At 69.7% G+C, this 25845-nt stretch carries 24 protein-coding genes, 2 tRNA genes and 3 pseudogenes; 15 read left to right on the top strand and 14 right to left on the bottom strand.

Going from position 1 to position 25845, the window contains the following annotated elements; translation table 11 throughout:
• Positions 1-19 precede the first annotated feature (19 nt).
• Both AOJ26_RS08380 and AOJ26_RS08375 read right to left on the bottom strand, forming a co-directional pair.
• Positions 20-388, bottom strand: coding sequence for a hypothetical protein (locus AOJ26_RS08380; RefSeq protein WP_053847561.1), 369 nt, complete (start codon positions 386-388; stop codon positions 20-22).
• A 146-nt stretch (positions 389-534) separates the two neighbouring features.
• Positions 535-2190, bottom strand: coding sequence for an FAD-dependent oxidoreductase (locus AOJ26_RS08375; RefSeq protein WP_053847560.1), 1656 nt, complete (start codon positions 2188-2190; stop codon positions 535-537).
• Between the two features lie 219 nt (positions 2191-2409).
• On the opposite strand from AOJ26_RS08375, the gene AOJ26_RS08370 reads away from it, so the two are divergent.
• Positions 2410-2784, top strand: a complete 375-nt coding sequence (locus AOJ26_RS08370; protein ID WP_053847559.1) for a hypothetical protein — start codon at positions 2410-2412, stop codon at positions 2782-2784.
• A 128-nt stretch (positions 2785-2912) separates the two neighbouring features.
• Positions 2913-4205 carry an alpha/beta hydrolase gene (locus AOJ26_RS08365; RefSeq protein WP_053847558.1) on the top strand — a complete coding sequence of 431 codons (1293 nt, stop codon included), beginning with the start codon at positions 2913-2915 and terminating at the stop codon, positions 4203-4205.
• A gap of 118 nt (positions 4206-4323) precedes the next feature.
• On the opposite strand, the gene AOJ26_RS08360 is transcribed toward AOJ26_RS08365, so the two are convergent.
• Positions 4324-4893: a TetR/AcrR family transcriptional regulator gene (locus tag AOJ26_RS08360; RefSeq protein WP_053847557.1), complete on the bottom strand. Its 570-nt coding sequence runs from the start codon at positions 4891-4893 to the stop codon at positions 4324-4326.
• A 343-nt stretch (positions 4894-5236) separates the two neighbouring features.
• Here AOJ26_RS08360 and AOJ26_RS08355 point away from each other — a divergent pair, with 343 nt between their 5' ends.
• The 4 genes from AOJ26_RS08355 (at position 5237) to AOJ26_RS08340 (ending at position 8168) form a co-directional block, all read left to right on the top strand.
• The gene (locus AOJ26_RS08355) at positions 5237-5560 is read left to right on the top strand and encodes a hypothetical protein (RefSeq protein ID WP_053847556.1); all 324 of its coding nucleotides are present in this window, start codon (positions 5237-5239) and stop codon (positions 5558-5560) included.
• 3 nt (positions 5561-5563) lie between these two features.
• On the top strand, positions 5564-6850 hold the full coding sequence (locus tag AOJ26_RS08350; protein WP_053847555.1) for a putative T7SS-secreted protein: 1287 nt from the start codon (positions 5564-5566) through the stop codon (positions 6848-6850).
• On the top strand, positions 6847-7545 hold the full coding sequence (locus AOJ26_RS08345; protein WP_053847554.1) for a hypothetical protein: 699 nt from the start codon (positions 6847-6849) through the stop codon (positions 7543-7545). The genes AOJ26_RS08350 and AOJ26_RS08345 overlap by 4 nt, the downstream gene beginning before the upstream one ends.
• An 86-nt stretch (positions 7546-7631) precedes the next feature.
• The gene (locus tag AOJ26_RS08340; RefSeq protein WP_234358498.1) at positions 7632-8168 is read left to right on the top strand and encodes a hypothetical protein; all 537 of its coding nucleotides are present in this window, start codon (positions 7632-7634) and stop codon (positions 8166-8168) included.
• A 171-nt stretch (positions 8169-8339) separates the two neighbouring features.
• On the opposite strand, the gene AOJ26_RS08335 is transcribed toward AOJ26_RS08340, so the two are convergent.
• Positions 8340-8798, bottom strand: a complete 459-nt coding sequence (locus AOJ26_RS08335) for a hypothetical protein (RefSeq protein WP_053847552.1) — start codon at positions 8796-8798, stop codon at positions 8340-8342.
• 147 nt (positions 8799-8945) lie between these two features.
• On the opposite strand from AOJ26_RS08335, the gene AOJ26_RS08330 reads away from it, so the two are divergent.
• The gene (locus tag AOJ26_RS08330) at positions 8946-9212 is read left to right on the top strand and encodes a CopG family transcriptional regulator (RefSeq protein ID WP_053847551.1); all 267 of its coding nucleotides are present in this window, start codon (positions 8946-8948) and stop codon (positions 9210-9212) included.
• Positions 9209-9652, top strand: coding sequence for a PIN domain-containing protein (locus AOJ26_RS08325; RefSeq protein ID WP_053847550.1), 444 nt, complete (start codon positions 9209-9211; stop codon positions 9650-9652). Before AOJ26_RS08330 ends, AOJ26_RS08325 begins: the two co-directional genes overlap by 4 nt.
• A gap of 71 nt (positions 9653-9723) precedes the next feature.
• Here AOJ26_RS08325 and AOJ26_RS43405 read toward each other — a convergent pair whose 3' ends face one another.
• From AOJ26_RS43405 to AOJ26_RS43395, 3 genes are all read right to left on the bottom strand, one after another.
• Positions 9724-9975, bottom strand: a complete 252-nt coding sequence (locus AOJ26_RS43405) for a hypothetical protein (protein ID WP_143663612.1) — start codon at positions 9973-9975, stop codon at positions 9724-9726.
• Positions 9976-10093: 118 nt separating this feature from the next.
• Entirely contained in the window at positions 10094-10600 is a 507-nt protein-coding gene (locus tag AOJ26_RS43400; protein WP_053847549.1) for an SMI1/KNR4 family protein, read from the bottom strand.
• A gap of 135 nt (positions 10601-10735) precedes the next feature.
• Positions 10736-10830, bottom strand: a tRNA-Ser gene (locus tag AOJ26_RS43395).
• Positions 10831-11056: 226 nt separating this feature from the next.
• Between AOJ26_RS43395 and AOJ26_RS43390 the strand changes: the two genes are divergently transcribed.
• Both AOJ26_RS43390 and AOJ26_RS43385 read left to right on the top strand, forming a co-directional pair.
• Entirely contained in the window at positions 11057-11455 is a 399-nt protein-coding gene (locus AOJ26_RS43390) for a hypothetical protein (protein ID WP_143663611.1), read from the top strand.
• Between the two features lie 14 nt (positions 11456-11469).
• The gene (locus AOJ26_RS43385; RefSeq protein WP_143663610.1) at positions 11470-12774 is read left to right on the top strand and encodes an ImmA/IrrE family metallo-endopeptidase; all 1305 of its coding nucleotides are present in this window, start codon (positions 11470-11472) and stop codon (positions 12772-12774) included.
• Between the two features lie 186 nt (positions 12775-12960).
• Here the strand turns inward: AOJ26_RS43385 and AOJ26_RS44270 are convergent.
• Both AOJ26_RS44270 and AOJ26_RS44265 read right to left on the bottom strand, forming a co-directional pair.
• Positions 12961-13161 (bottom strand): annotated as a pseudogene (locus tag AOJ26_RS44270) (hypothetical protein); the annotation flags it as partial.
• 26 nt (positions 13162-13187) lie between these two features.
• Positions 13188-13552 (bottom strand): annotated as a pseudogene (locus tag AOJ26_RS44265) (ATP-binding protein).
• 44 nt (positions 13553-13596) lie between these two features.
• On the opposite strand from AOJ26_RS44265, the pseudogene AOJ26_RS41270 reads away from it, so the two are divergent.
• Positions 13597-13959, top strand: a pseudogene (locus tag AOJ26_RS41270) (site-specific integrase); the annotation flags it as partial.
• A 79-nt stretch (positions 13960-14038) separates the two neighbouring features.
• Here AOJ26_RS41270 and AOJ26_RS08310 read toward each other — a convergent pair.
• Positions 14039-14112, bottom strand: a tRNA-Gly gene (locus tag AOJ26_RS08310).
• Positions 14113-14624: 512 nt separating this feature from the next.
• Between AOJ26_RS08310 and dcd the strand changes: the two genes are divergently transcribed.
• Complete coding sequence (gene dcd, locus AOJ26_RS08305; protein ID WP_053847548.1) at positions 14625-15200, top strand: dCTP deaminase; 576 nt, start codon at positions 14625-14627, stop codon at positions 15198-15200.
• Positions 15197-15700 (top strand): phosphoribosyltransferase, encoded by a 504-nt coding sequence (locus AOJ26_RS08300; RefSeq protein ID WP_053847547.1) that lies wholly within the window; start codon positions 15197-15199, stop codon positions 15698-15700. Before dcd ends, AOJ26_RS08300 begins: the two co-directional genes overlap by 4 nt.
• A 76-nt stretch (positions 15701-15776) precedes the next feature.
• Here the strand turns inward: AOJ26_RS08300 and AOJ26_RS08295 are convergent, their stop codons facing one another.
• Together AOJ26_RS08295 and AOJ26_RS08290 are read right to left on the bottom strand one after the other, a co-directional pair.
• A complete protein-coding gene (locus AOJ26_RS08295; RefSeq protein ID WP_053847546.1) occupies positions 15777-17990 on the bottom strand; it encodes a S1 family peptidase in 2214 nt (737 codons plus the stop codon).
• Positions 17991-18045: 55 nt separating this feature from the next.
• Positions 18046-18552 (bottom strand): hypothetical protein, encoded by a 507-nt coding sequence (locus AOJ26_RS08290; RefSeq protein WP_179200359.1) that lies wholly within the window; start codon positions 18550-18552, stop codon positions 18046-18048.
• Between the two features lie 474 nt (positions 18553-19026).
• Between AOJ26_RS08290 and AOJ26_RS45050 the strand changes: the two genes are divergently transcribed.
• Together AOJ26_RS45050 and AOJ26_RS08280 are read left to right on the top strand one after the other, a co-directional pair.
• Positions 19027-22974: a polymorphic toxin-type HINT domain-containing protein gene (locus AOJ26_RS45050; protein ID WP_306300082.1), complete on the top strand. Its 3948-nt coding sequence runs from the start codon at positions 19027-19029 to the stop codon at positions 22972-22974.
• Positions 22971-23447, top strand: a complete 477-nt coding sequence (locus AOJ26_RS08280) for a hypothetical protein (RefSeq protein WP_143663609.1) — start codon at positions 22971-22973, stop codon at positions 23445-23447. The genes AOJ26_RS45050 and AOJ26_RS08280 overlap by 4 nt, the downstream gene beginning before the upstream one ends.
• Before the next feature lie 62 nt (positions 23448-23509).
• Here the strand turns inward: AOJ26_RS08280 and AOJ26_RS08275 are convergent, their stop codons facing one another.
• Both AOJ26_RS08275 and AOJ26_RS08270 read right to left on the bottom strand, forming a co-directional pair.
• Positions 23510-24382 (bottom strand): Yip1 family protein, encoded by an 873-nt coding sequence (locus AOJ26_RS08275; RefSeq protein ID WP_053847544.1) that lies wholly within the window; start codon positions 24380-24382, stop codon positions 23510-23512.
• A gap of 106 nt (positions 24383-24488) precedes the next feature.
• On the bottom strand, positions 24489-25778 hold the full coding sequence (locus AOJ26_RS08270) for an FG-GAP repeat domain-containing protein (protein ID WP_053847571.1): 1290 nt from the start codon (positions 25776-25778) through the stop codon (positions 24489-24491).
• Between the last annotated feature and the right edge of the window lie 67 nt (positions 25779-25845).

The raw sequence follows: 25845 nt of genomic DNA, 5'->3' as shown, positions 1-25845 counted from the left end.
CTATCGCGTCCGGCATGGATCAGGCCAGGCTTCCGGCGACCCTCTTACGGCGTGCCGCGTACAGGCCGGTTCCGGCGACCACCAGCATGGCGAGCCCACCTGTGGTCACCGTCGGGGAGGCCAGACCGCCGCCCCCGGTGTGCATGCCGCCGCTGGGCTTCTCGTGGCCGCTCCAGCCGCCCTCGTGCTTGCCGCCACCGGAGTCCCGGCCGTGCTCGCTGTCCTTGTCCTTGTAGGTCTCCGGGTCGTACTTCGGGTTGTTGTGCTCCTTGCTGTAGGAGGAGTCCGACGAGTCCCAGTCGTCCCCGGCCGCGTGGGCGCCGGGTGCGCCGAGAACGAGGACGGCCGAGGCCGCCGCCGTGGTCAGCAGGATGCGAGCAGAGCGCATGTGTCGTTCCTTCCGTCGGCGGCCGGGCTGCTGGTGCTTCGTCAGCTTGGGTGGCCCGCCCCCGACGTGATCCACCGTCAGTCACACGGGCGTTGGCCACCACTCAAGGCGGTCAGCCGGGTGAACCGGCCCCGGTCCGGCGGACGTCAGACCGACCCGAGCAGGGTGCTCAGGACCTCGCGCAGCGCCGACTCGGCGTCCGGGACCGGACCCGCCGACCGCCAGGCCACGAACCCGTCGGGCCGCACGAGCACCGCCCCTTCGGGCGTCGTCCCGTGCGCGGCCGCCCAGTCCGCGTCGCCCTCGGGGACCAGTTCGGCGTCCGGGCCCTCGCCCACCCGGTACGACGTCAGCGGTACGGACGTCCGCCCGGCGAGGCGGACGGCGGCCTCGTGCCAGTCGCCCGCCGCCCCGGCGCCGCTGAGCAGCACGAGCGACCTCTCGTACAGGTCCAGGGTGGAGATCCGCTCGCCGCGGTGCCGTACCGCCAGGTGGGGGGCCCTGCTGCCGGGTGCTCCGGACAGGTCGAGGCGGTCCGGGACGACCGGGGTGGCGGGGTCGGCGCCCACGACGGCGCCGTGCGGATAGCGGTAGCCGAGGGCCACGTTGAGGATGCCGCGCTGCGGGCCGCCGCCGGCGCCGGGGGCCGGGGCGTACCCGGGGTGGCTGTGCTCGGCCGACCGGGCGGCGGCACGGGCGCTGGTCGCCTCCGCGACCGGGCGGCGCTCGGCGTCGTAGGAGTCCAGCAGCGACTCCCCGGCCCAGCCGCCGAGGACCGCGGCGAGCTTCCAGGCGAGGTTGTGCGCGTCCTGGATACCGGTGTTGGAGCCGAACGCCCCGGTGGGGGACATCTCGTGGGCCGAGTCGCCGGCCAGGAACACCCGCCCCGACCGGTAGCTGCGGGCGACGCGCTGGGCGGCGTGCCAGGGGGCCCGGCCGGTGATCTGCACGTCGAGATCGGCGACGCCGACCGCGCGGCGGATGTGCTCGACGCACCGCTCGTCGGTGAACTCCTCCAGCGTTTCGCCGCGTTCGGGGTGCCAGGGAGCGTGGAACACCCAGTTCTCCCGGTTGTCCACGGGCAGCAGGGCGCCGTCGGCCGCCGGGTCGGTCAGGTAGCAGACGATGAACCGGCGCTCGCCCACCACGTCGGCGAGACGGCGTGAGCGGAAGGTGATGCTGACGTTGCTGAACAGCTCTCCCGGACCGCTCTGGCCGATGCCGAGCTGCTCGCGGACCGGGCTGCGGGGGCCGTCGGCGGCGACCAGGTAGTCCGCGAGGACGGTGGTGTGCTCGCCGGTCTCCCGGCTCTTGACGATCGCGGTGACGCCCGAGGGCCCGCTCTCGAACGACAGCAGTTCGGTGGCGTACCGCAGATCGCCGCCGAGCCGGCCGGCGTGGTCGAGCAGCACCGGTTCGAGGTCGTTCTGGCTGCACAGACACCATGAGCTGGGGCTGAAGCGGGCCAGCCCGCCGCCTTCGTCGATCTCCTTGAACAGCCACTCGCCCGCGTCACCGACCAGGGTGGGGGTCTGGAGGATGCCGTGGTTGCCGGCCAGCGTGGCGGCGGCCTGACGGATCATCGGCTCGACGCCGGCCGTCCGGAACAGTTCCATGGTGCGGACGTTGTTGCCGCGGCCACGGGGATGGATCGAGGTGCCGGCGTGCCGCTCGACCAGGGTGTGCGGTACGCCCAGCCGGCCCAGGAACACCGAGGTCGACAGGCCGACGAGGGAACCCCCGACGATGAGGACCGGTACCCGGTGGGTCGTGGGGTCGGCCTGGGCCGCTTCTTGGTTCATCACTCGCCTCCAGCGCGTCGTGTCCGCCGACTCGTCCGGATACGGCGGAGACGTTCATGCATGCCCCGCGCCACGAACCCGGGCACAGGCTTCACCCGCTCAACACGCCCGGTTCCCCGAGTCGGCGGGCACGCGGCGGGACACCTCCGCGCCGGGCGCCGTCACCGCCACCGGGACCCGGGTCCCGCCCGGTGCCGGGACTGCATAGGATCTGCTCTCATGTCGAACCCTGACGAGCTGCTTGTCGCCCTCTGCGCCGCGGTGGAGTCCGAGCGAAGCAATCAGATGTCGTTGACCGTGGTCGTCGGCGGTGCCGTCATCACCGGCCGGCTGGCTCCTGAGGCCGTGTGGAGGGAGCGCGTCGCGGAGGTCCTGAAGGACTCGGACCGCCTCGGACCGTTCTCCGACGTCTTCGCCGGCGCCTCGCGAGAGGATCGGCCCGCCCCTGCCGGGACGCCCACCCACCTGCACTTCCACCTCGCCCGGATCCTCCAGGGAAGCCTCGGCATCCCGGAGACGGGCGGAATGTACCGGGTGGCCATCAAGGACGTCAGCGCATGGACCGTGGGGGACCTCAGCTACATCGACCAGTAGCCTCCCCGCCGCTCCTGTGCGGCAGGACACGTACCCCTTTTGCACTAATTGGGGAACGCGGAGGATCCCCCGGCCCTCTGTCTGTGTGAAGGAAACCGCACAGGCAGGGAAACTGGGGATCAACCGGTATGGGTCTGACCAGCGAGACGACCGTGTATGTGATGGCGGGACTCGCCGCCGTGTGTGTGGCACTGCTGGTCTGGTGGTGGCCACGGTTCGCCCGCCAGGGACTGTGGCAGGTGCTCGGCCGCCTGGTGGCCCTCGGGACCACCCAGGTGGTGATCATCGCCGCGTTCGCGTGCTGGCTGAACTCGTCGTACCAGTTCTTCGGCTCGTGGGGCGAACTCTTCGGCCGGGTGGAGACGGCCCCCGTCGAGGTGACCCAGGCGGGGGACCTCGGCGGCACCGGCACGGTGAACGGCGTCGCCGTGAAGGGGGCGCTGGTCCAGCCCGCCACCGACGAGCAGCTCAAGAGGGTCAGCGGTCTGCCCACCGGGCCCGCCGCGGTGAACGGCCGGGTGGAGGCCGTGAAGGTCGTCGGCCGCCGCACCGGCGTGGTCGACCCCGCGTTCGTCTACCTGCCGCCGCAGTACTTCCAGAAGGCGTACCAGCGGCAGCGCTTCCCGGTGATCGTCGCGCTCAGCGGCTACCCGGGCAGCATCTTCAACCTCGCGCAGCATCTGCGGGTCTCGCAGACGGCCGGTGCGCTCCAGAAGAGCGGTCAGATGCAGCCGACCGTCATGGTGATGATCCGGCCCACGATCGCCCCGCCGCGCGACACCGAGTGCGTGGACGTCCCGGGCGGCCCGCAGACCGAGACCTTCCTGGCCAAGGACCTTCCCGACGCCCTGAAATCCGCCTACCGGGTCGGCCACGACGCCAGTGCCTGGGGGGTCATGGGCTACTCCTCCGGCGGCAGCTGCGCCCTGCAACTGACGATGCGTGATCCGCACGTGTACACGACGGCCGCCGCCCTGTCGCCCGACTACAAGGTCAAGGACGACCCGACGACCGGCAACCTCTTCGGCAACGGCCCGGACCGCACCGAGCGGATCAACGGCCACGACCTGATGTGGCGACTCAAGCACCTGCCCGCTCCCCAGGTGTCCGTCCTGGTGGCCGAGAGCAAGCACGGCGAACGCGGCTACCCGCAGACGCAGGCCTTCATCAAGGCGGTCAAGGCGCCCATGCGGGTCGTGTCGATCCTGCCCGAGCACGGCAGCCACAACTTCCCGACCTGGGTCCAGGAGATGCCCCCGGCCCTGAAGTGGATGAACCAGCAGCTCACGTTCCCCCAGGACGTCGTGCCCCGGCACCACAGGAAGGGCACGGTGGTCGCCGAGCCCTCGAAGCCCGGTCACGACCCCCTGCGCGCCGACGGCCCGGAGCCCACACCTACGGCCACGAGGTCCCGGCCGTAGGCGTTCCGTGCTCGCCTTCGGTCGTTCCGTGCTCGCCTTCGGTGACGTGGAGACCGCGCCGGCCACGCCGATGGCGTCCCATACGGCCCCGTCCGTTCCGCCCGTCCCGTCCGTACGGTCAGCGCACGCCCGCCGCGTCGAGCAGGGCGGCCACCGTGGGTGCGACGAGTCCCGCCAGCGTGTCCGCCCCGATGCCCGCCCGGGCGCTGGCACCGTCGAAGACCAGGCTGAGCTGCCGGGCCAGCAGACCGGGATCGCTCGCCCCGCCCTTCTCGGCCTCGGCGCGGAAGTAGGCGGTGAGGCTCTCCTTGGCCCGGTGGGCCACCCGGCTCGCGGGATGGTTGCGGTCCTTGAGCTCGATCTGCGCGGCGAGGTAGGGGCAGCCGTGGAACTCGGGCGCTCCCGACAGTGACTCCACCTGCTCGAAGACGTGCAGGATCCGCGCCCGGGGCGAACGGCCGTCGTCCGCGGGGGGCAGCAGGGTGCCCACGTAGCCGGAAGCGCGCCGCTCCAGGCTCGCCGCGAGCAGTTCGTCCTTGCTCTCGAAGAGCTGGTACATCGAGCGCTTCGACACCCCCGCCGCCTTGCACAGCGCCTCGACGCCGATGTTGACGCCGTCGCGGTAGGTCAGCGTGGCCGCCGCGTCCAGCAGCCGCTCTCGGGGGCTCGGTTTCGCCTCGGTGGTCATAGTGCGAGGTTAACGCGATTCCGACAGAAAGGAAACTGATCGGTTTCCGCACTGGGTGGAATCTACCGCCGGGACTGCGGAGGGAACGGGTCGAGTCCGGCCGGACCGTCTCCGGGTTTGTCGAACCTGTGGAGATTCGAAGGTGATGGACGGCAGGTGGGTCGTGGCCGCGACCGACTCCCTGTAAACGTCCGGGAGTTGCTGTTCCGCACGGGGAACGGTGACATCGTGCCTTTGCTCGTACTTTAGTCTGGTGGCGCGCCGGCACCATGGCGGGAACGCCTGTTCCGCACTCCATGCGTCCCGTGTCGCCTCGTTCGCAGTCGAAGAAGGGGGCCGCCTCATGGCGGATGAATTCAAGGTCGACCTCAGTCAATTGAACTCTTTTGGCCGGGTGTTGAAGCAGACCGTCACCGATCTGGAAGAAGCACGCACAGCGCTCTCCGCTGTCAGTGCGGAACAGATCGGAACCCCGCGCTTGGACGAGGCGTGCGAGACCTTCCAGAACAGGTGGAAGTACGGAACGGGTCAGTTGAAGGACATGATCAAAGCGGTGGACGAGGGCGTGGAGAAGACCGCGCTGAGCTACAAGCAGTTCGAGGAGAACCTCTCGCAGGCCCTCAAGAAGATGGAAGAGACCAACGCCGCGAACACCGGGGGTAAGTGACCGGTGGCCGACAACCCGTACCCGAGCCTCGGCTGGAACCCCGTACCAGGCGTCCCCGAGCAGGTCACCTCCCTCTACCGCAAGGTGAAGGCCGCGGCGGACACGCTCAACAACTGCCACCGCCAGATCGAGTACCTGCTGGGAGCGAGCTCGAGCTGGCAGGGAGACGCGGCGAGCGCGTTCCGGGACACCCTGGACGGCGACCTCAAGACCGCCATGCTGAACGCCGGCCGTTCCCTCGACAAGGCCGCGGGCGCACTGGGCACCTGGGAAGGCGACCTGACCTCCCACCGCGACCTCGCCAAGAAGTACGACGACGCGGCGCGCGAGAACAAGGCCGACGCCGACAAGGCGCGCACCCGCTACGACCAGGCCAAGGAGAACCCGGACCTCAAGCTCGCCGGCAAGGAGTACCCGAGCCAGGCGGAGGCGGACGCCGCGACGCAGCGCCTGCGCGCCGCCGAGCGCGAACTGAACGAGGCCACCACCCACCTCAACAACGCCAACAGCGCCTACAACGACGTCATCGCGAAGGCGAAGGAGCTGGAGGGCACCCACACCCACGCGGCCGAAGCCGTCGCCCGCAGCCTCGACGAGGCCGACGACAAGCTGGCCCCCAAGGAGCCGGGGTGGTTCGACAAGGCCCTCAGCGCCATCGGCGAGGGCCTCAAGGCGGTCGGCGAGTTCCTCGTGGAGCACGCCGGCACCATCGGGGCCATCGCGGGCCTGCTGGCCCTGCTCCCCACCCCGCTGGCCCCGGTCTTCGCGGGCATCGCCGTCGTGGCGAGCGGGGTGTCCATGGCGAAGAACCTCGCCAGCGAGGACTTCAGGGACGCGCTGATTGGCAGGTACGGCTTCAAGGAGGGCGCGTTTGCCATGGCTGCGATGGTCGGTGACGGTTTGGGCATGGTGCCGGGCGTCGGAGCCCTCGCAAAGGCCGGCAGCGAGGCGGCTCTTGCGGCGGCGGTCGCCCGGGAGGGCGGCGAGGCCCTGTCCCTGGGCTCGAAGCTGGGGACGTTCGGCAGGGAGATCGTGCCCGCGTTCAACTTCAAGGCCCTCGACGTGGCCACCGCCCCCGCCACCGGCGCCCTCCAGTACGGCATCAACGGCGTCAACGTGGCAGCGAACATGGCGTCGTCCCTGGAGAACCTGGGCGTCTTCCCGAAGAACGGCCCAGGACACGACGCTTCCGAGATCACCAAGGGTCTGGCTGCCTCGACCGGCTTGAAGGGCGCAGGGGGCGAACTGCTCACGGTCTTCGGTGAACTGATGGAGGGCATCCGGCTGTGAACGGGTTTCTCGACACGGTGGAGGCCGAGCCGAAGGCGGAATTCTGGTACGGGCTGCCCTATGGGTACCTGCAACTGGACCTTCAGCCGTCACCCGAGGGCATCCAGGAGGTGGCCCGGCAGATCAGCGCGCTTCCCGACGACGTTCGGGACCGCGCGGACCAGGTCTTCCGGCTCTACTCCGTCGTCCTGACGCTGCTGCGGAGCCAGGCCGTGATGGGCTGCGCGCTCGGCATGCACCCCGGCGAGGGCGGCGAGCCCACGCTGTCCGTCCTCACGGTCTCCACCGTCCCGACCTCGGGAGCACACCCCGAAGCCGTGCTGATCCAGATGCTGGGCGACGGCGGGACCGGCGCGGACGACGGCCTCGTACCCGTGGAACTACCCGCGGGCACCGGGTACCTGTGGGAGACGGAGCGGACCACGGTCGCACCGACCGCTCCCCCCGACGGCGAGGAAGGCCCCGCGCAGGGCACTGTCTGGCAGGGCACCGTGGCGATCCCGGTGCCACGCTCAGGGTCGATCGTCACCGTGCAGCTCGTCACCCCGTCACTGGAGCTCGCCGACGACTACCGCGGTGTGCTGTTGGGTGTCGCACGCACGGTGACGTTCGAGGACCCGACCGAAGAGGGCAACGAGACCGGGCCGTTCCCGGATGCCGGCTCGGGGGCGGACGAGAGGAGCCCGTTCGGATGACAGTGCCAGAACGATGGAAAGACGGTCTGGAGTCGGACACCCCGCCTGCGCCGTACCCGACCGATGGATCGGAGTACCAGGGCGCTGTGCGATACCACTACCGGACCGCACTGAAGAGATTCCTCAAGTTCTTCCCGGTATTCGTTCTGCTGTGGGTCCAGCTCTACGTGTTCCAACTCGACTATCTCCTGCCGGTGGGCATTGTCGGAATGCTCGGCGCCGTCTGGACGCTCATCATTCTCTACGGCCGCGTGTCTTCGATCCGGAAGTGCGCCAAGGTCTTCCGGACCTACCCCCTCCAATTCCGCACGCCCGTCGAGAAGATCGGCATGGAGTCGACCCACACGCTCTACCTCCGCTTCGGAGATCAGAAGGGCACCCCCTTCACCCTGCGGGCGAAGGACGCCCTGGGGCGTGGCCGGTGGCCCGTCGGCATCACCAACGGCGTCTGGTTCGCCGGCGACGAGCCCTTCGGCGGCGCGATGATCGTGCCCGGCGGCGGCGAACTCCTCTTCCTCCAGCCCAGGGACTGGAGGGCGAGGGAGGAGGACCGCACCACGGCAGGCCCGGAACGGATCGAGAAGGCGGGCCGCGCGGGAATCAAGCGCCCTGCCCGGCGCTAGCGCCCTTCGACGTCGGCTTCTTCCCTCGCTGCTTGCCGAGCCCGGCCACCGCGACAGAGCGTGGCCGGGCTCAGGGGATTGGTGCGGGAAGCGGAAACAGGACGGTCGGCTTCCCCGTGTGCGCCACTGCGGGCCCCTGCCGCCCTCTGTCACACCTCCGCCGCGGAACGATCAACCGCCGTAGCGGCTGCGCAGATCCTCGGTGACCCCCGACATCAGCTCGGCCAGACCCTGCGGTTGTGTCTCCATCAGTGGACGCTCCGTCTGGGGGTCATAGGCCGTCAGCCCGGTTTCCTTCTCGACGACGGCCGCAAGGGCGAAGACCTTGCCGAGCACGTCCGCCGCATCGTTCCCTGCGTGCCAGAACGGCACCGTGATGCTTACCTCGTCACCGAAGACGGACAGGTCGATGCCGGTGTCCGAGTCACTGAGCTCCCGCGATTCCTGCTCTTCCCCGGTGACGTCCACTTCGCCCAGCAGCGCCCCGGCCTGCGGGACGATTCGGTCCCAGGCATCGAGGAGGCGGGCAGGGATCGACTCGCTCTCCTCGGCCGCGTCCTCCATCGCCTCCAGGACCTCGTCCCAGGACTGCCCGTCACGCCTGCTCAGGAAGTAGATGTCGTAGCTCACAGCGTGATCGTAGACACTCGTCCTGTCGGCGACAGCCCTTCTGACAACTCACTCCGCGAGCTGCTCACCAGTCCCCGCCACCGGCAAGCGCGCACGCACACGGCAACGGTGCATACACCAAATCGGTACATGGACTACGCTTGGTACATGTCCATGAAGCGCACCAACGTGTACGCCGACCCCGAGGACCTGGCGATCATCAAGGAGGCCGCCAAGCGCCGGGGCATCAGCGAGGCCGAGATCATCCGTCAGGGCATTCACCTTGCGGCCATGGCCAACAGGGTCTGGGACGAGCCGCTGTTCTCGCGCACCTTCGAGGGGCCGGGACGCACCCTGTCCAAGTCGGAGATCCGCGACACGGTCACCGAGGCCGTCCGACGGGAGACCGGCTCGGGTTCCGGATCCGCCGCGTGATCATCGTCATCGCCGACACGTCCGGCCTGCTGGCAGCCCTGGACTCGGCTCATCCGGAACACGGGGCGGCGAACGAGGCGATCATGGCGGCGGGCCTGCTGGTCATGTCCCCGCTCCTGCTGGCCGAACTGGATCACGTGGCGACGCGTGAGCTCGGCAGGGAGGCTGCTCTCAGCGCGGTCGACGACCTGCGGCGCTGGATGAGCCGGGGTCGTGTCGTCATGCCGGAGATCACGGAGGACCACCTGGGTGCTGCCCAGTCTGTCCGTGTGCGGTACCACGCGCTGGACCTCGACCTCGCCGACGCGGTGAACGTGGCGCTTGCCGCCGACTACGACACGGACGCGATTCTCACCCTGGACCGACGGGACTTCCGGGCCGTACGCCCGTTGGGCCGCCACAAGGCATTCCGGGTGCTCCCCGACGACCTCCCGCTCTGACGCGGGCCGGGGCGCTTGTGCACCGCCATGACGAAGCACGTGCGGGGTGGGCGTGCGTCATGTGCAGCGAACTAAGCACCCTGTTCCGCAGCCGGCTCGATGACGTCGGCCCAGACCAGATCGCCCCATGGGTTTCCCTCTACGCCAAGGCGTTCCGCAACGACATCATCGAGGAACTTAGCGCGAGCCACCTCAACCGCTTCGCCCGGCCACCACAGCGAGTCGCACTCGGTGCACGGCGAGAACGGTGTCCCATTGGCCCTGAAGCGATACGGGTGGATCCAGTCCTGCCCACAGCGCGGACAGACTTGCTTGGTCGGCATGCCTGGCACGGTATCCCAGCGGAGGCGCCCTCTTTCCGACTGGTGGTGGGCGGCCCTGCCTGAACGACGGTGAACGTAGCTGCATGAGACGGACACCGAGACGGGCCGTCGTCCGCCCTCACGGGTTGACACACTCGGAGTCGGCCGGTGCGCGAAGGGGGTAGGGGCCTTCGTGAGCTGCGCCCTGCAACCACTCGGTGAGCCATTCGGCTAGGGACTGTCCGATCGGTGCAGCGGCATGCCGGATGCAGCACTGGTTGGGGTCCCAGTCCCACATCTGTCCGTCGGCCGAACGGAAGTCGATCAGTGTCCACATCGCGCAGCCCCGGTCCATCAGCGGGACGATCCCGGGCGGGACGGCGTCGTCGGGTCCGGTGAATCCGCGGTACGCCATGGTGATGTCTGCGCAGTCGCTGAACCAGTCGTCGGTCTCGGTCAGGGAGACCACTTGCCACGGTCCGAAGCCACCGTTGGCGACTTCGAGATAGATCCGCTTCAACAGTTCGGGCATGGGATGCCCCACCACCTCCTCGAAGGCGGCGACGTCCTCGGCAGACGCAGGGCCGGGCAATCCGCAGCCGGCCACATGCGCACGCACCGCCAGGACGAGTTCGTCGTAAGCCACCCCAGGATCCTCAGCGACACGGCTCTTTCTGTCGATGCCGCTGCGTATGGTGGCGTTCTGGCACGGATCTGGCACGCGGCGAGTGATCGCAGCGGACAGCAAAATGGCCCAGGTCTCTGACCTGGGCCTTCTTCGTGGAGCGGGTGACGAGAATCGAACTCGCGCTCTCAGCTTGGGAAGCTGCGGACACAGAGGGCCTGCTGTAGACGCTGACCGGTTGGAACGTCCGCCTCCTCGTCGCCGAGGGCACAGCTGCTTTCCCCGTAATTTCCCGCTGATCCCCGCTCGATCTGGTGCAGTTGTGGTGCGGTGGGACGTCGGGGCGCCACAGCCGCGCTTCTGTAAGACGAGCCTCCTCCACACAGCTCATCGCCAGCCTGCTTGCTTGGCTGTCGTGGGCGGTGCATCTTTCGCAAGACCGTGCCGGGTGAGGCATCGAGGCAACATACTGAGGTCATGCGAGCCCCCAAGCGTCAGCGCCCGTTGGCCCGAACCATCAAGCGCCCGAAGCCCGAAGAGAGGTTGGAGGAGCTGGCCGAGCTGGCGAAGCGAACGCAGTATGTGGGGAGCGCGGAACACAAGTCGTACCCATCGTTCGCCGGCCCGCCACGGCTCCGAGCAGACGCATCTAGGTGCGACCCCTCTTTGACAGATAGGGATGAAATCACCGAATGGCTTCGAGAGGGATTCTCTCTCGGGAATATCGGAGAGCTATTCGAGGGAGAATTTCCCCGATATGTTTGGGTGAAGCGTGGTAACATAGTGTACGAAGGTAGGCTTGTAAATAGAGAGCAAGGGCATTATAAGGGGTACCCGCTGGCACCTAACGAGTTCCCGGAAGGGCTGCTGACGTGATGGAAGCTGAAGATATGATCAAGTTCTCTTGGGAGTGGGAATCTGCTCCCGGAGTGAGGCTTCCCGAACATAAGGCAACCTGGGCGCGAATTGAAATTCATGCGGGTGGAAACCTCGTCACCCTCGTGGAGGATCTTGATTCCGGGAGTTCGCGGCGCTCGATTTATGCTCCTCTATATCCACTCGCCGAATGGCTAGCCTTCAATTGGTGGAAGCTTCTGTATAACTCAAGACTTTCACGACCTGAACTTGTGAGCCGATTCGAGCGGACTCGTCTGACGGATCCAGAGTTCCTCAGGAACAATTTTCGACGAATCGGTGATGGCTTCGCGTGGCCTGATCTTGCTATCGTTCCCTCGGGAAGCCAGACAACGATCTCTTGGCGGCCGTACTCTTCTCCCGTCGCTAATTGGAAGGTCCGCTACCTAGGGCAAGGAGAGGTCGTAGTCTCCTCTGCGGATCTGCAGACCGAACTTGCTCGCATCATCAATTCCGTCATTTCGAGGCTAGATGAGTGTGGCCTAGTCGCCACTGAACTCCATAAAGAATGGGCTGCTGTAACAGGTGCCGACGCTGCGGAGGTAGAGTACTGTATCGCAGCTGCTCGGCTCGGCTTGGACCCATACTCTGAAGCGCATGAGTTTGAAGATGAGATCATTAACTCGTCTCAAGCTCTAGCATCGAATATGTTTGACGATTTTATCGATGCTGTATCGCCAGACAGGATTCATGAATCTCTGGGATGGATCTCCCGAGCATCTGCCACAGTCGACAGCATTACCGCACCTCGAAGTTCAAGAACGGCTGAACTTCGTGCAGGTTTGACGAAGTGCAGAACAGTGGCGACATATCGGCCGTGGCAGATGGGGTGGGAGCAAGCCAGGATCGCGCGTCAGATTGCTCAAGTAGCTGACACGGAACCGTTTGCGCTGAACGATTACGTATCCGCTCAGGAGCTGGTTTCCCCTGAGCCGAGGATCCAGGCTCTCGGGCGCCAAAGCGGAGGTGGTGCAGCTCTTGTGATCGGATCTCAGCAAGCGTCTAGCAGGACAAAGAACTTTCTTGTCGGACGAGCGCTATGGCACTCAGTCGTAGACGGCGATGCGCCGTTCTTGGTTACAGGAGCCTACACTGAAAAGCAAAAGACCGAACGAGCGTTTGCAGCGGAACTGCTTGCACCCGCAGCCGGCATTGCCGCCCTACTAGACGAAGACCCGTGGGCTGCATCTCTTGAAAGTGTTGAGAGGATTGCTGATCATTTCGACGTGTCAGCCGTGCTGGTTCAACACCAAATCGACAATCAGCTAGCAGCGGTTTAGCTGCAGCCGGCCGCCCTAGCCACGACGTACCCCTTCTCTGGCCTCAGGTGGCTGATTGCTGTGTGCGCGGCACGGCCGTCGGCCGGGCTGGAGCGGGACGGAGGCAGGAGCGCAGGCCCGGCCGGGGGTCGGGCCGCGCGCGGGGAGCGGAGCGAGCCGCCTTGAACTAGTAGAGAAAGTTGTAACTCAGTCGGGCGTGTGGGGCTTGAAGTCGTGTGCGCAGGCTGGGTGTTCGGTGCCCTGGCGGTGGGCGAGTGGTAGGAAGATCGCTGGGCGGATCGTCCAGGTGATGCGGGTCTGGTCCTGGGTGATCGTGACCGTGCAGGGTTCGGAGCGTAAGAGGGCTTGTCGGGTTGCGATGCGGCCCGGGGAGAGCCAAGCCCACGCCAAGCCGCGTCGCAGCCCGTTCGTCGTCAGCACGGGTGCCCTCCCATACCGCCGTCGGTGAACAGTTCCGCGGTGACCGTGTGGCCGCCGTCGCTGTCGTGGACCACCACCCGGTGAGCGATGACGCTGACCATGCCCAAGCCCCGGCCGTGCTCCGCCTCCTGGTCCTGATGCTCGACCTTCGGAGCCGTCCCGGGCCGCCGTCATCCGTGACCGACACCGCGACCACCTGCGCCGACACAGCCACCGCCAGATGAAAGCTCCCTGCCTCCCGACCACTGGCCGTGTGCAGGATCGCGTTCGCGCTCAGCTCGCTCACGATCAGCTCGGCGTCCTCCGCGAGCGGCGACCCCCGCAGGATGTCGCGGGTCCAGCAGCGGGCCCGGCTCACCTCTTCCGGAAATCCTGGGCAAGTGAGCCCCCAGACCCAGGCCGTTCGCCGAGAAGGGAGCCGAGGGGCTCGTCTTCGTCGGGGAGAAGGGAGCTCCCTTCCGGCGCACCTCCTTTGGCCGGAAGTGGCGACGCGCCCGTGCCGCTGTCGGCCTCCCGGACGGCTTCCGCTTCTACGACCTTCGTCACACCGGGCACACCCTCTCGACCCGCTCGGGCGCCACCCTCAAGGACACGATGGTTCGCGCCGGGCAGTCCTCTGAGAAAGCCGCGCTGATCTATCAGCACTCCGACGAGGAGCGACAGCGCGAGGTGGCCGCCGGGCTCGACGACCTGGTGCGCGCCGAGCGTGCGAAGTGCCACAAGGACGACCCTGCGCACCACAGCGAAGAGGCTGCCGAGATCTAATGGTGCGGTTGTGGTGCGCGACAGGTTCACCGGTCTAGACAACAAAGAACCCCCGGGCCTCTGGCCTGGGGGTTTCGCATGGAGCGGGTGACGAGAATCGAACTCGCGCTCTCAGCTTGGGAAGCTGATGTTCTACCATTAAACTACACCCGCGAGGGACGCCGGACGGAACCGGTGTCGAACGCAACGTTACCTTACCTCATGCCAGGCCCCCGGCGCTGAAGCCGTGGGGCCTGAGTGCGTTCGTGGGGTGGGACGGGGCTGCGGGGCGCGGGAGTTGGGGCGTACGGTGGAGACGTGGGAGAGGGTCCGGGCGGGACCGGAGTGCCGCCTGGAGGGCCGTCCCGTCCATCCCGTAATGTGGCTTTTGTCGTCAGGCAAGTAGCAGCCGGACGCGGCTCTTGGGGAAGGGACTCTAGGACTTGATGGAGCGCACCGTCGTCCGTTGTGCCGATGGGCACGTGTTCAGCACCGCTTCGTTCCCGATGCAGCAGGCCGAGCGCCTCGGCCCCGGACGGCTTGTCCGCTGTCCTCGCTGTGCCCGGCTTCGCAGCGTCGTGCAGGTGACCTTGGAGAAGCACTAGAGGGAAGCGTAGGAAGTCGGCGCCAGGCGCGCGGGTCCGTCCGATGACGGCGGCCCCGCGCGTCTTGCGTATCCTCGGGGCGTGCTTCTCTCAGACAAGGACATCCGGGCCGAGATCGACGCCGGGCGGGTGCGGATCGATCCCTACGACGAATCCATGGTGCAGCCGTCCAGCATCGACGTGCGCCTCGACCGCTTCTTCCGGGTGTTCGAGAACCACCGCTACCCCCACATCGACCCCTCCGTGGAACAGGCCGACCTGACGCGGCTCGTGGAGCCGGAGGGCGACGAGCCGTTCATCCTGCACCCCGGGGAGTTCGTCCTCGCGTCCACGTACGAGGTCATCACGCTCCCCGACGACCTCGCCTCGCGGCTCGAGGGGAAGTCCTCCCTCGGCCGGCTCGGGCTCGTGACGCACTCGACCGCCGGCTTCATCGATCCCGGCTTCAGCGGGCACGTCACCCTGGAGCTCTCGAACCTGGCCACGCTGCCCATCAAGCTCTGGCCGGGCATGAAGATCGGCCAGTTGTGCATGTTCCGGCTCTCCTCGCCGGCCGACTTCCCCTACGGCAGCGAGCGCTACGGCTCCCGGTACCAGGGCCAGCGCGGCCCCACCGCCTCCCGTTCCTTCCTCAACTTCCACCGGACCCAGGTATGAGCGGGGCAGGCGTGCGGGAGAACCTCACCTACGAAGCCTTCGGCACCGCGGTCCGCGAACTCGCGCAGACCATCGCCGACGACGGCTACGAGCCCGACGTCGTGCTCTCCATCGCCCGCGGCGGGGTCTTCGTCGCCGGCGGTCTCGCGTACGCCCTCGACTGCAAGAACATCCACCTGGTGAACGTCGAGTTCTACACCGGCGTGGGGACCACCCTGGAGATGCCGGTCATGCTGGCCCCGGTCCCCAACGTGATCGACTTCTCCGACAAGAAGGTCCTCATCACCGACGACGTCGCCGACACCGGCAAGACGCTCAAACTGGTGCGGGACTTCTGCCTCGACGCCGTCGCCGAGGTCCGCTCCGCGGTCATCTACGAGAAGTCGCAGTCCCTGGTGAAGTGCGAGTACGTCTGGAAACGCACGGACGACTGGATCAACTTCCCTTGGTCGGTCGAACCCCCCGTAGTCCGTCGGCAGGGGCAGGTTCTCGACGCCTGAGAGTGGCGGGAAGAGCTACGGCGAAGGGCCCCCGGCACAGGTCGGGGGCCCTTCGCCGTGGTGAGCGGGGGTGCGGTTACCGTGCCGCGTAGCCGAAGCGGTCGCCCGCTGCCGGGAGGCCGCCCGTGCCGGGCTGGTACGTGGTCACCGGGGCGACCGCGCCGCCGGCGGTGACGTTGGACAGGGGCAGGGCGTACAGGGTGCCGTAGGTCGACGGGCCCAGGGGCAGGCCGACGTACAGCTTGGTGCCCGTGTAGTGGATGCTCGTGCCGAGCTGCTGGCCGGCGCCGGGGGCCGTGGGGATGCCGTCGCCGTCGCCCGCCTCCAGCCAGCGGTCGTTGGCGCCGGGGGCGCCCAGGAGCGAGAACGTGTGCACGGCGCCCGCGTTGTCCGCCGCGTCGATGGCCTCGTTCGGGACGCCCACGGCCAGCTTCATCGTCGCCGTGGTGCTCAGCGCGCGCGGTGCCGTGTTGATCGCGGTCAGGGCGGCGCCCATGCGGTCGCCGGCCTCCGCGGTGCCGGTCACGTCGTCGGCCGCGGTGCCCTGCGAGATGTAGTTGAGCTGGCTGACGGCGCCCGCGGCGGTGATGCGGAAGGTCAGCACATTGCCCGCGTCGGCCTTGGCGACGCCGTCGATGTCGAGGTCCTCGCCGGGGGCGCCGACCGCGAGGAGCGAGTCGGTGGCGGCCGCGGCGCCCGAGGGGCGGTACGGGGCGAGGGCCAGGGACCAGCCGAACTGGTCGCCCGCCTCGGCGCCACCGGCGACGGTGTCGAGGTCCTGGTCGAGCCCGAACTTCGGGGTGGGCAGGCCCGCCGAGGTCAGGGTGTGGCTGAACACGGCCAGGTTGCCCGCGTTCTCGTCGGCGCCGATGGCCTCGCCGGGCGCGCCGACGGCGAAGAAGTTGGTGTCGGCCGCCACCGAGCCGCCGAAGCCGTCGTTCGCCTCCGCCGCACCCGGCACGTCGGTGCTGTCCTGGTGGAAGATGATGTTGGTCTTGGCGCGGAGGTAGAAGGCCGCGCCGGCCTTCGCCAGGCCGCTGACGCTCTCGCCCGGCGCGCCGCTGACCACGAACGGCTCACCGGAGGCGGTCACACCGGCCGCGACGGAGTCGCCGAACCGGTCACCGGCCTGGGGGACGGCGGTGGCCAGGGAGCCGGTGCCGGAGCCCTCCTCGAAGTGGGTGTTCTTCAGCGACCCGGTGCCGAGACCGCCGGGAGCGCCGTGCAGCACGTCGACCATGCCGGAGTCGGCGGCGCCGCCGATGTCCTCGGCCGGGGTGCCCACGACGAGGTCGGTGCAGCCGTCCTCGTTCCAGTCGACGGTGGCCAGGGACTCGCCGAACCAGTCGCTGGCCTCGGCGGAGCCGGGTACCCAGTCGAGGTTCTGGTTGATCTCGGCGGTGCCCTTGCCGCCGCCGTAGACGATCCGGATCAGGCCGGCCGCGCCGACGCCGCCGACGGTGGCCCGCGGGTCGGAGATCGCGATGTCCTCGACGCCGTCGCAGTTGAAGTCGGTGACGCGCACGGTGCCGACGGTCGAGCTCACCCAGGAGGCGAGGTCGTCCACGCGCGTGACGACGCCGTCGGTCCGGGTCTCGGTGCCGGCGATGCCGTAGCAGCCGCCCTGGTACGACTGGCTGGCCAGCGCGGCGAGCTGGGCGGTGCCGCCCGTCCCGCGGACCAGCGGGCCGCCGGTGTCGCCCATGCACGCGGCCGTGCCGCCGGTGCCGGTGACCGCGGCGTTCGTGGCGGTGGCGGAGTTCACCGAGAAGGTGCCGGTGTGCAGGCTGAGCGGGGCCCACTCGGTGGCGGTGCGGCCGTAGCCGGCCAGGGTGAGGCTCTCGCCGGCCGTGGGGGCCGCGGTCGCCAGGGCGATCGGGGCGACGTTGGTGACCGGGCGGTTGAGGCGGGCCAGGACCACGTCGCGGTCGGTGCGCGGGACGAGCTGCACGATCTGGCGGGCGGCGCCCGCGGTGCCGGTCAGGTCGGAGCGGCCGATGACCGCGGTCGTGCTGGTGGCCGGCTTGCCGGCGGGCACGCTCAGGCTGGTCGCCGGGTCGGCGGCGAAGCAACTGGCCGCGGTCAGCAGCCACTCGCGGTCGACGAGGACGCCGGAGCAGCCGCGGTCGTGGTCGCCGACGATGATCTGCGCGGTGTACGCGTAGGTGGTGTCGGCGGCGCTGACGGCGGGGCCGGTGACGGCGGCGGCGGGGCCTGCCGCGAACACGGCGGAGCCGAGGGTCAGGGTGGCGGCCAGTGCGGCGAGGCGCACGGGTCTGGCGTAGGTCATGAGGTTCGGTTCCCTGGTGGGTGGCGGGGATCGGGCAAGGGGGCTCTACGGAGCGCTACTTGGCGGTGCGGAGCTCCAGGAGGGTCCACTCGCGGGCCTGTTCGTCCGAGCTCTCGCCCACCGGGGTCCAGGCGTTCTTGGCGATGTCGTACGACTGCTGCTCGCTGCCGACCGTCATGTCGGCCTCGGTGGTGTAGTCGTTGCCGCGGATCAGGTAGACCGACGGCAGCTCCAGGGTGAGCCAGCCGGAGGTGCCCTTGACGTCGAAGCAGACCTTGCTCTTGTCGCGCGCCTGGACCTCCAACTGGCCCGTGCCGGTCGCACAGTCGGCCAGCGTGATGTGACCGTCGCCGCGCTTGAGCAGGATGTTCTTCTCGGCCAGGATCTTGTCGGCCTGCGGGTAGCCGAAGTCCTCGACGGCGTAGCCGGGGGCCTCGCCGGCCACGGACACCGCGTCGGCGGCAGTGCCGCCCGCTGTCATGGCGGTCCAGGCCACGGCGCCGGCGGCCAGGGCGGCCACGGCGGTGCCCAGGAGTCTTTTGCGATACGGCCTCGACGGCATGGGAAAACGTCCCTTCATCACATTGGTCGATCCGGACGAGGAATGGCGGAAACGCAATTCGCGCACGGGCGTGAAGGAACAAGGAATACAGGTGCAGCCCCCCACTCCCGGCGATGAAATGACCCCCCTGGCCACCTGCCGGAAAACTGCTTGAACGGCTATGCAACCTCGCGCTCGCGAACCTGTCCACCGCGTGAACTCCCCCAAATGGGGCGAGCGTTGACAGGCCGCGGTGACCTCCGTCACGTGCGCGAACGGTTGTACGGGGCCTCGTTGAGAAAAGGTAACGAAAATGTCAGGAGGATGCGCTATAAGTCGGGCATAAGGGCCCGTAGGCACGTATGCGAGGCAAGAATTCGGTGGGGGAAATGTAAGGTGCCGTTAAAGATTGAGCAGTCCGCACGGGGGGCATGTGATGGCGTACGCAAATTTGTCACTGTTCTCGCTCCCTGTGCTCGGTGAGGGAGAAATACGTTGAGTGTCAGATTGCGGACCGCGCCGGTGCGGCGCGGTTCCGTGGCGGCGCTGATAGCCCTGGTGATGATCCTGGGCATCGATCCGCGCCCCGCCGCGGCGGAGGAGGCGGCACCGGAGTTCACCCGGGCCGACGTCCTCATGGAGTGGGAGTACGGCGGCGAGGGCGTCCGGCGCGAGGCCGAGGCGGCCCTGCTGGGTTCTACGGCCGACATCCAGACGTTCATGGACCAGGACCTGGCGGCCGCACAGACGGAGGACCTGCGGGTCGAGGTCGCGCAGATCATGGCCATCGGCGGTCCCTCCGTGCGCGAGAAGGCCAACACCGCGCTCGGCGGCGGTGAGGCCGAGCTCCAGGCGTTCCTGGACGACGGCTACATCGCGGCCTACGAGGAGGACCAGCGCGTCCAGGCGGCGCAGATCATGGCCTTCGGCGGTCCGGGCGTGAAGAAGGCGGCCAACACGGCGCTGAACGGCACGGCCGACGACGTGAGCGCCTTCCTGAACACCGGGCAGTACAAGGCGCGCGCCGACGACAACCGGGTCAAGGTCGGCAGGCTGCTGTACACCGGCGGCCCGAACGTGCGGCTGCTCGCGGGCCAGGCCCTGGACGGCACGGACGAGGACGTCCAGCAGTTCCTCGACGACGGCTGGGCGGTCGCGGCCGCGCGCGACCAGGAGACCATCACCGTCGCCCAGCTCGCCGAACTCGCCGACACGGCGCAGAAGCGGGCCAAGGAGCTGACCGAGACCGCCAAGGAGGAGGCGGCCAAGGCGGCGAAGGCCACCCAGGCCGCGAAGGCAGCGGCTCTGGAAGCGGCCGCGGAGGCACAGGAGTCCAAGGAGTCGGCGGGCCGGGCGGCCGCGGCCGCGTCCCGCGCGGCGGCCGCCGCCGACCGGGCCGCACAGGCGGCGCGCACGGCGGTCTCCGCGGCGGCGGCTGCGAACGCGACGGCACGCATGGCGGCCTCGGCGGCCGCACAGGCGGCCTACGCGGCCGGTCAGGCCGGTGGCGCGGCGGCCGCGGCGAGGGCCGCTGCCGGTGCCGCGGCCAGTGACGCGGGACGGGCCGAGGCGGCCCGCAAGGCCGCGGACAAGGCCAACGCCGCCGCCGCGGGCGCGCGGAAGGCGGCCGACGCCGCCGATCAGGCCGGTATCGCCGCCGAACAGGCGGCCACCGCGGCCGGTGCCGCGGCCAGCGCGGGCGCGAACGCGGCGGCCGCCGCTGCCGCCGCCGCGGACGCGGGCCGGTGGGCCGGCGAGGCGGGCGCCAAGGGCGAGGAGGCCGCAGCCGCGGCCGCCAAGGCCAAGCGACTCGCCGACCAGGCCACGCGCGCGGCCGACTCCGCGCAGTCCAACGCCCGGCAGGCCGCCGCGGCCGCCCGGCAGTCGCGCGACGCGGCCAACGAGACCGCGGCGCACGCCGAGGCCGCGGCGATCGCGGCGAACAAGGCCGCCGACGCCGCCGGCCAGGCGGTGGACGCGGCCAAGACCTCCACCGACGCGGCCAACGCGGCCAGCCAGGCCGCGAACCGGGCCATGTCGGCGGCCGAACAGGCCTCGACCGTGGTCGAGCTGGCCCGCAAGGCCGACACCGAGCGGCTGGCGCAGCAGCAGGACGAGGCGGTCCTGGCCGCCGAGGAGGCCGCCGCGGCCCACGACGAGAAGGTCGCCGCCGCCCAGTGGGAGATCGGCAGGGCCCAGGAAATCGGCGCGCAGACCCGGCAGTTGATCACGGAGGCGGCCGCCTCCACCGATCTGCCGGTCACGGCCGCCAAGGGCCGCCAGGCCGCGGTCAACCTGCTGAGCAGCGGCGGGACCTGGGTGAAGGACGCTGCCGCGGACGCACTCGCGGGCAGCGACGACGACGTGGCCGACTTCGTCCGCGTCAGGCTGGCCGTCGCGATGGAACAGGACGACCGCGCGAGCGTCGGCCACATCGCCACGACCACGCAGATCCCCGCGCAGGAGCAGGCCGCGCTGGACGTCCTGGACAAGCCGATCGAGGAGGTGCGGGCCTGGCTGCGCACCCGCGCCTACCCGGGCAAGGAGGACGACGACCGGGTCGCCGTCGGCAAGATCGCCGCCCAGGGCGGTCCGGGTGTGAAGGCCGCGGCGAGCAGGGCGCTGGACGGCACCGCCGCCGACCTGGCGGCGTTCCTGGAGACCGGGCAGTACGCGGCGCAGGAGGACGACGACCGGGTGGCGGTCAGCGAGGCCCTCGCCACGGGCGGCCCCGAGGTGCGGGCCGCGGCGCAGGCCGTGCTGTCGGGCCCCGCGTCCGGGCTGCGGCCCTTCCTGGAGATCGGCCTCCACCAGGCGCGGCAGCGGGACGCCAACGCGGCCGCCCACCTCGCCGAGGTCAACATCCTGCTCCAGGCCGCCTACAAGTCGGCGGCGCTCGCGCAGAAGGACGCCGCCGACGCGCAGAAGGCCGCCGCGGAGGCCCGCAAGGACGCCGCCAAGGCCACCGAGTGGGCCAACGCGGCCAACGACTCGGCCCAGCGGGCGAACACGTACGCCGAACAGGCCGACAAGTCCGCCGACCAGGCCGAGGCCTCCGCCGCCCAGGCGGCCGAGTCCGCGAGGACGGCCCGCAACGCGGCTGCCTCGGCGCAGGCGGACGCACGGTCGGCGGCCCGCTCCGCGGAACGCGCGCAGCACTCCGCCGCCGTCGCCTACGGCTACTCCCTGGAGGCCAACAACTCCGCCTACCAGGCCGGTCTGTCCAAGCTGGCGGCCGAGGCGGACTCAGCCGCCGCCGCGAAGGCGGCCGGTGAGGCCATGAAGACGGCCGCCGACCTGCTGGTCGCGGAGCTGAAGAAGCAGATCCAGGAAGAGGCCGCGCTGGAGACCAGCAAGCCGCTCAGCGACAATGAGCTGCGCGCCGCCCTCGAACGGCGGCTGGTCGACTACCGGTCCATCGTCCTGCAGAACGGCGATCTGAAGCCGGGCGAGACCATGCTGGTCTGCGGCGGTGACGGTGCGGGCGGCATGGGCTGCATCACCAGCACCACCCTCGACCGTCTGATCGCCTGGTACATCGGCGCCGACGAGATCGAGAACTGCCTGCAGAACAAGAAGCCCTCGTGTCTGTCGGGTCTCGCCCTCAGCGCCCTCAAGCTCAAGTTCCTGAAGAAGATGCACTGCGGGACGAGCAGCTTCGTGCCGGGCACCCGGGTGCTGCTGGCCGGCGGCCGGACCGAGGAGATCGAGGACGTCCGGGTCGGCGACCGGATCGTCTCGACCGACCCGGAGACGGGCCGCACCGAGGCGAAGCGGGTCCGGGCGACCATCGAGAGCACCGGGCCCAAGAACCTCGTCGGCGTCTCGGTCACCGGCTCCCGCGGACGGTCCACGGGCACGGTGGTCGCCACCTACAACCACCCGTTCTGGGCGGGCGGCGACCAGCGCACCTGGGTCGACGCCGGGGACCTCCGGACCGGCACCGTGCTGCGCACCGACACCGGTGGCGCCGCGACGGTGGGCGGGACGCGGGCGTGGGCCGTGCCGGAGCAGCGGGTCCACAACCTGACGGTCGCGGACTTCAACACGTACTACGTGCTGGCGGGCCGCACACCGGTCCTGGTGCACAACGCGAGCTGTCCGATCGGTTTCACCGCGGACACCGTCGCGGACGCGTTCACCGGGATGAACAAGGGGGGCGGGCATGCCATCCGGCACCTGATCTCGGACGGTCTGATCCCCAACAAGGGCAGCGTCGCCTCGCAGGTGAAGTACTTCCAGGACAACTTCGGGCACGTCCTGACGTCGCCGGAGAAGACGTTCGACTGGAAGATCGGTGGCACCCAGGCCAAGGGCTTCGCCAAGAAGGTCAACGGCAAGGTGGTGGTGATTTTCGTGGCGAAGGAGGGCAACTATCAGGGCAAGATCCTGAGCGCGATGGTGCCGCCCGCCAAGAACATGACGAAGTGGGGCCTGTGGTGAGTTCCCTCAAGGAGGCCCTGACGTGGAGCGGCCCCGCGGTGATCGGCCTGTTCACACTGGGACGGGTCGAGTCCGCGCTGGCGCAGGACGGGTTCGACCTCCTCGGCACGCGTCCGGACGAAGTCGCGGTCTTCCCCCTCGGCACCGAGGCCTGGGACCGGGACGCGGTCGTCCTGGCGTACGACCTCACCTTCGACGAGGGGCGCCTGGACGACCCGCGACTGCCCGGCTATCTCCGCGAGTGCCTGCGAAAAGCCGCCGCGCACGCGGAGGGCATCGCCTGGCTGACGTTCGAGGGGGCGTTCCACTTCGACCACCTCTTCACGGACGACATCGCCGATCAGGTCTACGGCTACTGCGTGGCCGGCGGTGAGCCCGTGGTCGTCTGGGATCACGGGACGCTGAAGAGCGACCGGTGGAAACGCGAGATCGGGGACGTGCGGTCGGCTCTGGACCGCGCCTACCCCGCGTAACTCAAGGCGAAGGGCTCCCGGTGACCACCGGGAGCCCTTCGTCGTCATACCGCCGCAAGACCCTAGAACGTGCCCAGCTTCACGATCGACAGCAGGGCGATGAGCTGGATGGCCGACGCGCCCAGGGCCTTGGGCCAGGGCAGGTCGTGGGAGCGGGAGACCATCAGGGTGAGCAGGGCGCCGGCCGCCACCCAGGTCGCCCAGCCGAGGAGCTGGACGAAGGACGCGTCGCCGCCGAAGAACATGGCCACGATCAGACGGGGGGCGTCGGTCAGGGACATGATCAGCATGGAGAGGCCGACCGTGGGCTGCCACGCGCCGTCGCCGCCGAGCTGGCGGGCCAGGGCGTGGGTGACGACGCCCAGCACGAACGCCGACAGGACCATGGCCACGGCGGTCGTGAGGACGATCGGGATCGCGTTCGACAGGGTGGCGTTGATCGCGTCCTGGCGGGCGTCCTCGAAGCCGAACACGGCGAGCAGGCCGTAGAGGAAGGTCACGACGAGGGCCGGGCCCCACATCGTGTAGTCCCGCATCTGGAGGAAGGTCTGCTTGGGCGAGAGCAGGATGCCCTTCAGCAGATCCTTCCAGTGCAGACGGGGGCCCACGGGGCCGGCCGGGGCCGAGCCCGCGCGGTAGGTGCCGCCCGGGTTGTAGGGGTCCTCGCCGACCGAGAACGCCTGCGTGTGGCCCGGGTTGTTCGCCGCGTACGGGTCGGGGCCGCCCTGCGGGTGCGGGGCACCGCTGCCGTCGCCGAAGTACTCCGGCTCGTCGTAGCCCCCGCCGCCCTGGGTCCACTGGCCCGGGTGGGGCTGCGGCGCGGGAGGGTAGCCGTACGGCTGTCCCTGGGGCGCCTGCTGCCCGTACGGAGGTTGTTGCGGTCGCGCGTGAGGAGCGCCGTTGTCCCGGCCGCGTCCGATCCTGAATCCAGCCACGCCTTCGAACGTACCTGGTCCCGGGGAACGGCGTGTGCGCCCGGGGTTTCGGGGACGGCTTTGCTGCCGAGCTGTGACATCCCCTAAGGGGGCCGCCGGCCGTCCCCTACGGGCCGGTGAGGAACGCCGACGTCGAGAACGTGACGGCCGGTTCGGTGGCCACCAGGCCCCGCTTCGTCCCGGCGAACACCGCCACGGTGTCCTGCGTCTCGCTCCGGTACGTCCGCACCGCGAGGTCCGCACGGCCGTCGCCGTCGAAGTCGCCGACCGCGACGACCCGGGTGGTGCCGGTGGCGGGAGGTTCCACGGTGACCGTCGCCTCGGTGGACGGGCCCGTCGTACGGCCCTGGAAGACGCGCAGGCGCGAGCCGCTTGAGACCAGTTCGCTCAGGCCGTCGCCGTCGAAGTCGGCGGCGTCCAGGACCGAGCCGGGGGAGGCCAGGGAGCCCTTCGCCGCGGTGGGCAGGTCGTAGCGCAGGGACGTTCCGCCCATGGCGCCGACCGCCGCGTCCAGGGCCTTGCCGCGGCCGAAGGAGCCGAGGGCCACGTCGATCCCGGACGGCAGGACGGCTCCGGTGCGGGTCGGTCCCGCCGGGCCGCCGAGGACCACGGCGGAGGGGCCGGTGCCCGGTGCCGTCCGGACGATCAGGTCGTCGTGGCCGTCGCGGTCGACGTCGGCGGCCGGGCCCGTGGGGACCTCGCCGGGTGCCGGGATCGGGGCGCCGGCCTCGTGCGGGGTGCCCTTGCGGGTGAACGGGCCGCGCAGGTAGGTGAGATGGCCGCCGGTGGCGTGCAGGACGAGGTCCTCGGCGTCGTCGCCGTCGAAGTCGCCGCAGACGGGCTGGTCGGGCCAGTCGTTGCCGACGCGGGCGACGGGCGGGACGGTGAGGTGAACGGCCCTGCCGGTCAGGCCGGTCGGGGAGCCGAAGAGGATCTGGAGCGGGACCGGGGGCGGGCCCTGGCCGTCGTAGGGCGGGTCGGTGGAGACGACGAGGTCGGTGAAGCCGTCCCTGTCGAGGTCGCAGGTGGCCTCCGCGTCGAACAGGGCGGGGAGTTGGCCGTCGGTGGCCGCGCCCTGCCCGCCCGGGGTGATCAACTGCCGGGCGCCCGGGACGAGTCCGCGCTCGCTGCCGTAGACGATGCCGATGCCGGGGTCGTCGGCGTGGGCCTGTGCCTTGACCAGGTCGCCCAGGACCAGGTCGCGGTGGCCGTCGCCGTTGAAGTCGTCCGGGGTCCTGCTGCCGTCGCCCTTCGGCACGGGCAGGCGGGCCGGGGCGTCGGCGATCCGGGCCGGGGTGCGGTCCGCGGACCCGGTGTGGTGGGTGGGGCCGCAGCTCGCCAGGAGGAGGGCGGCGGCGAGGGCGGCGAGCAGGGTGCCGCCAAGGCGCGTCGGCACCGTCACGTCACTCCGCCCGAACCGCCCGAAGCCCACGAATCGCCGGACCCGCCCGACGCGCCCGAAG

Origin of the sequence: Streptomyces sp. NRRL B-24085, from assembly GCF_001282115.1 — a bacterium.
Lineage (GTDB): Bacteria > Actinomycetota > Actinomycetes > Streptomycetales > Streptomycetaceae > Streptomyces.
Note: the sequence above shows the minus strand (reverse complement) of the source record. Positions and strands in the feature narration are given on the sequence as shown.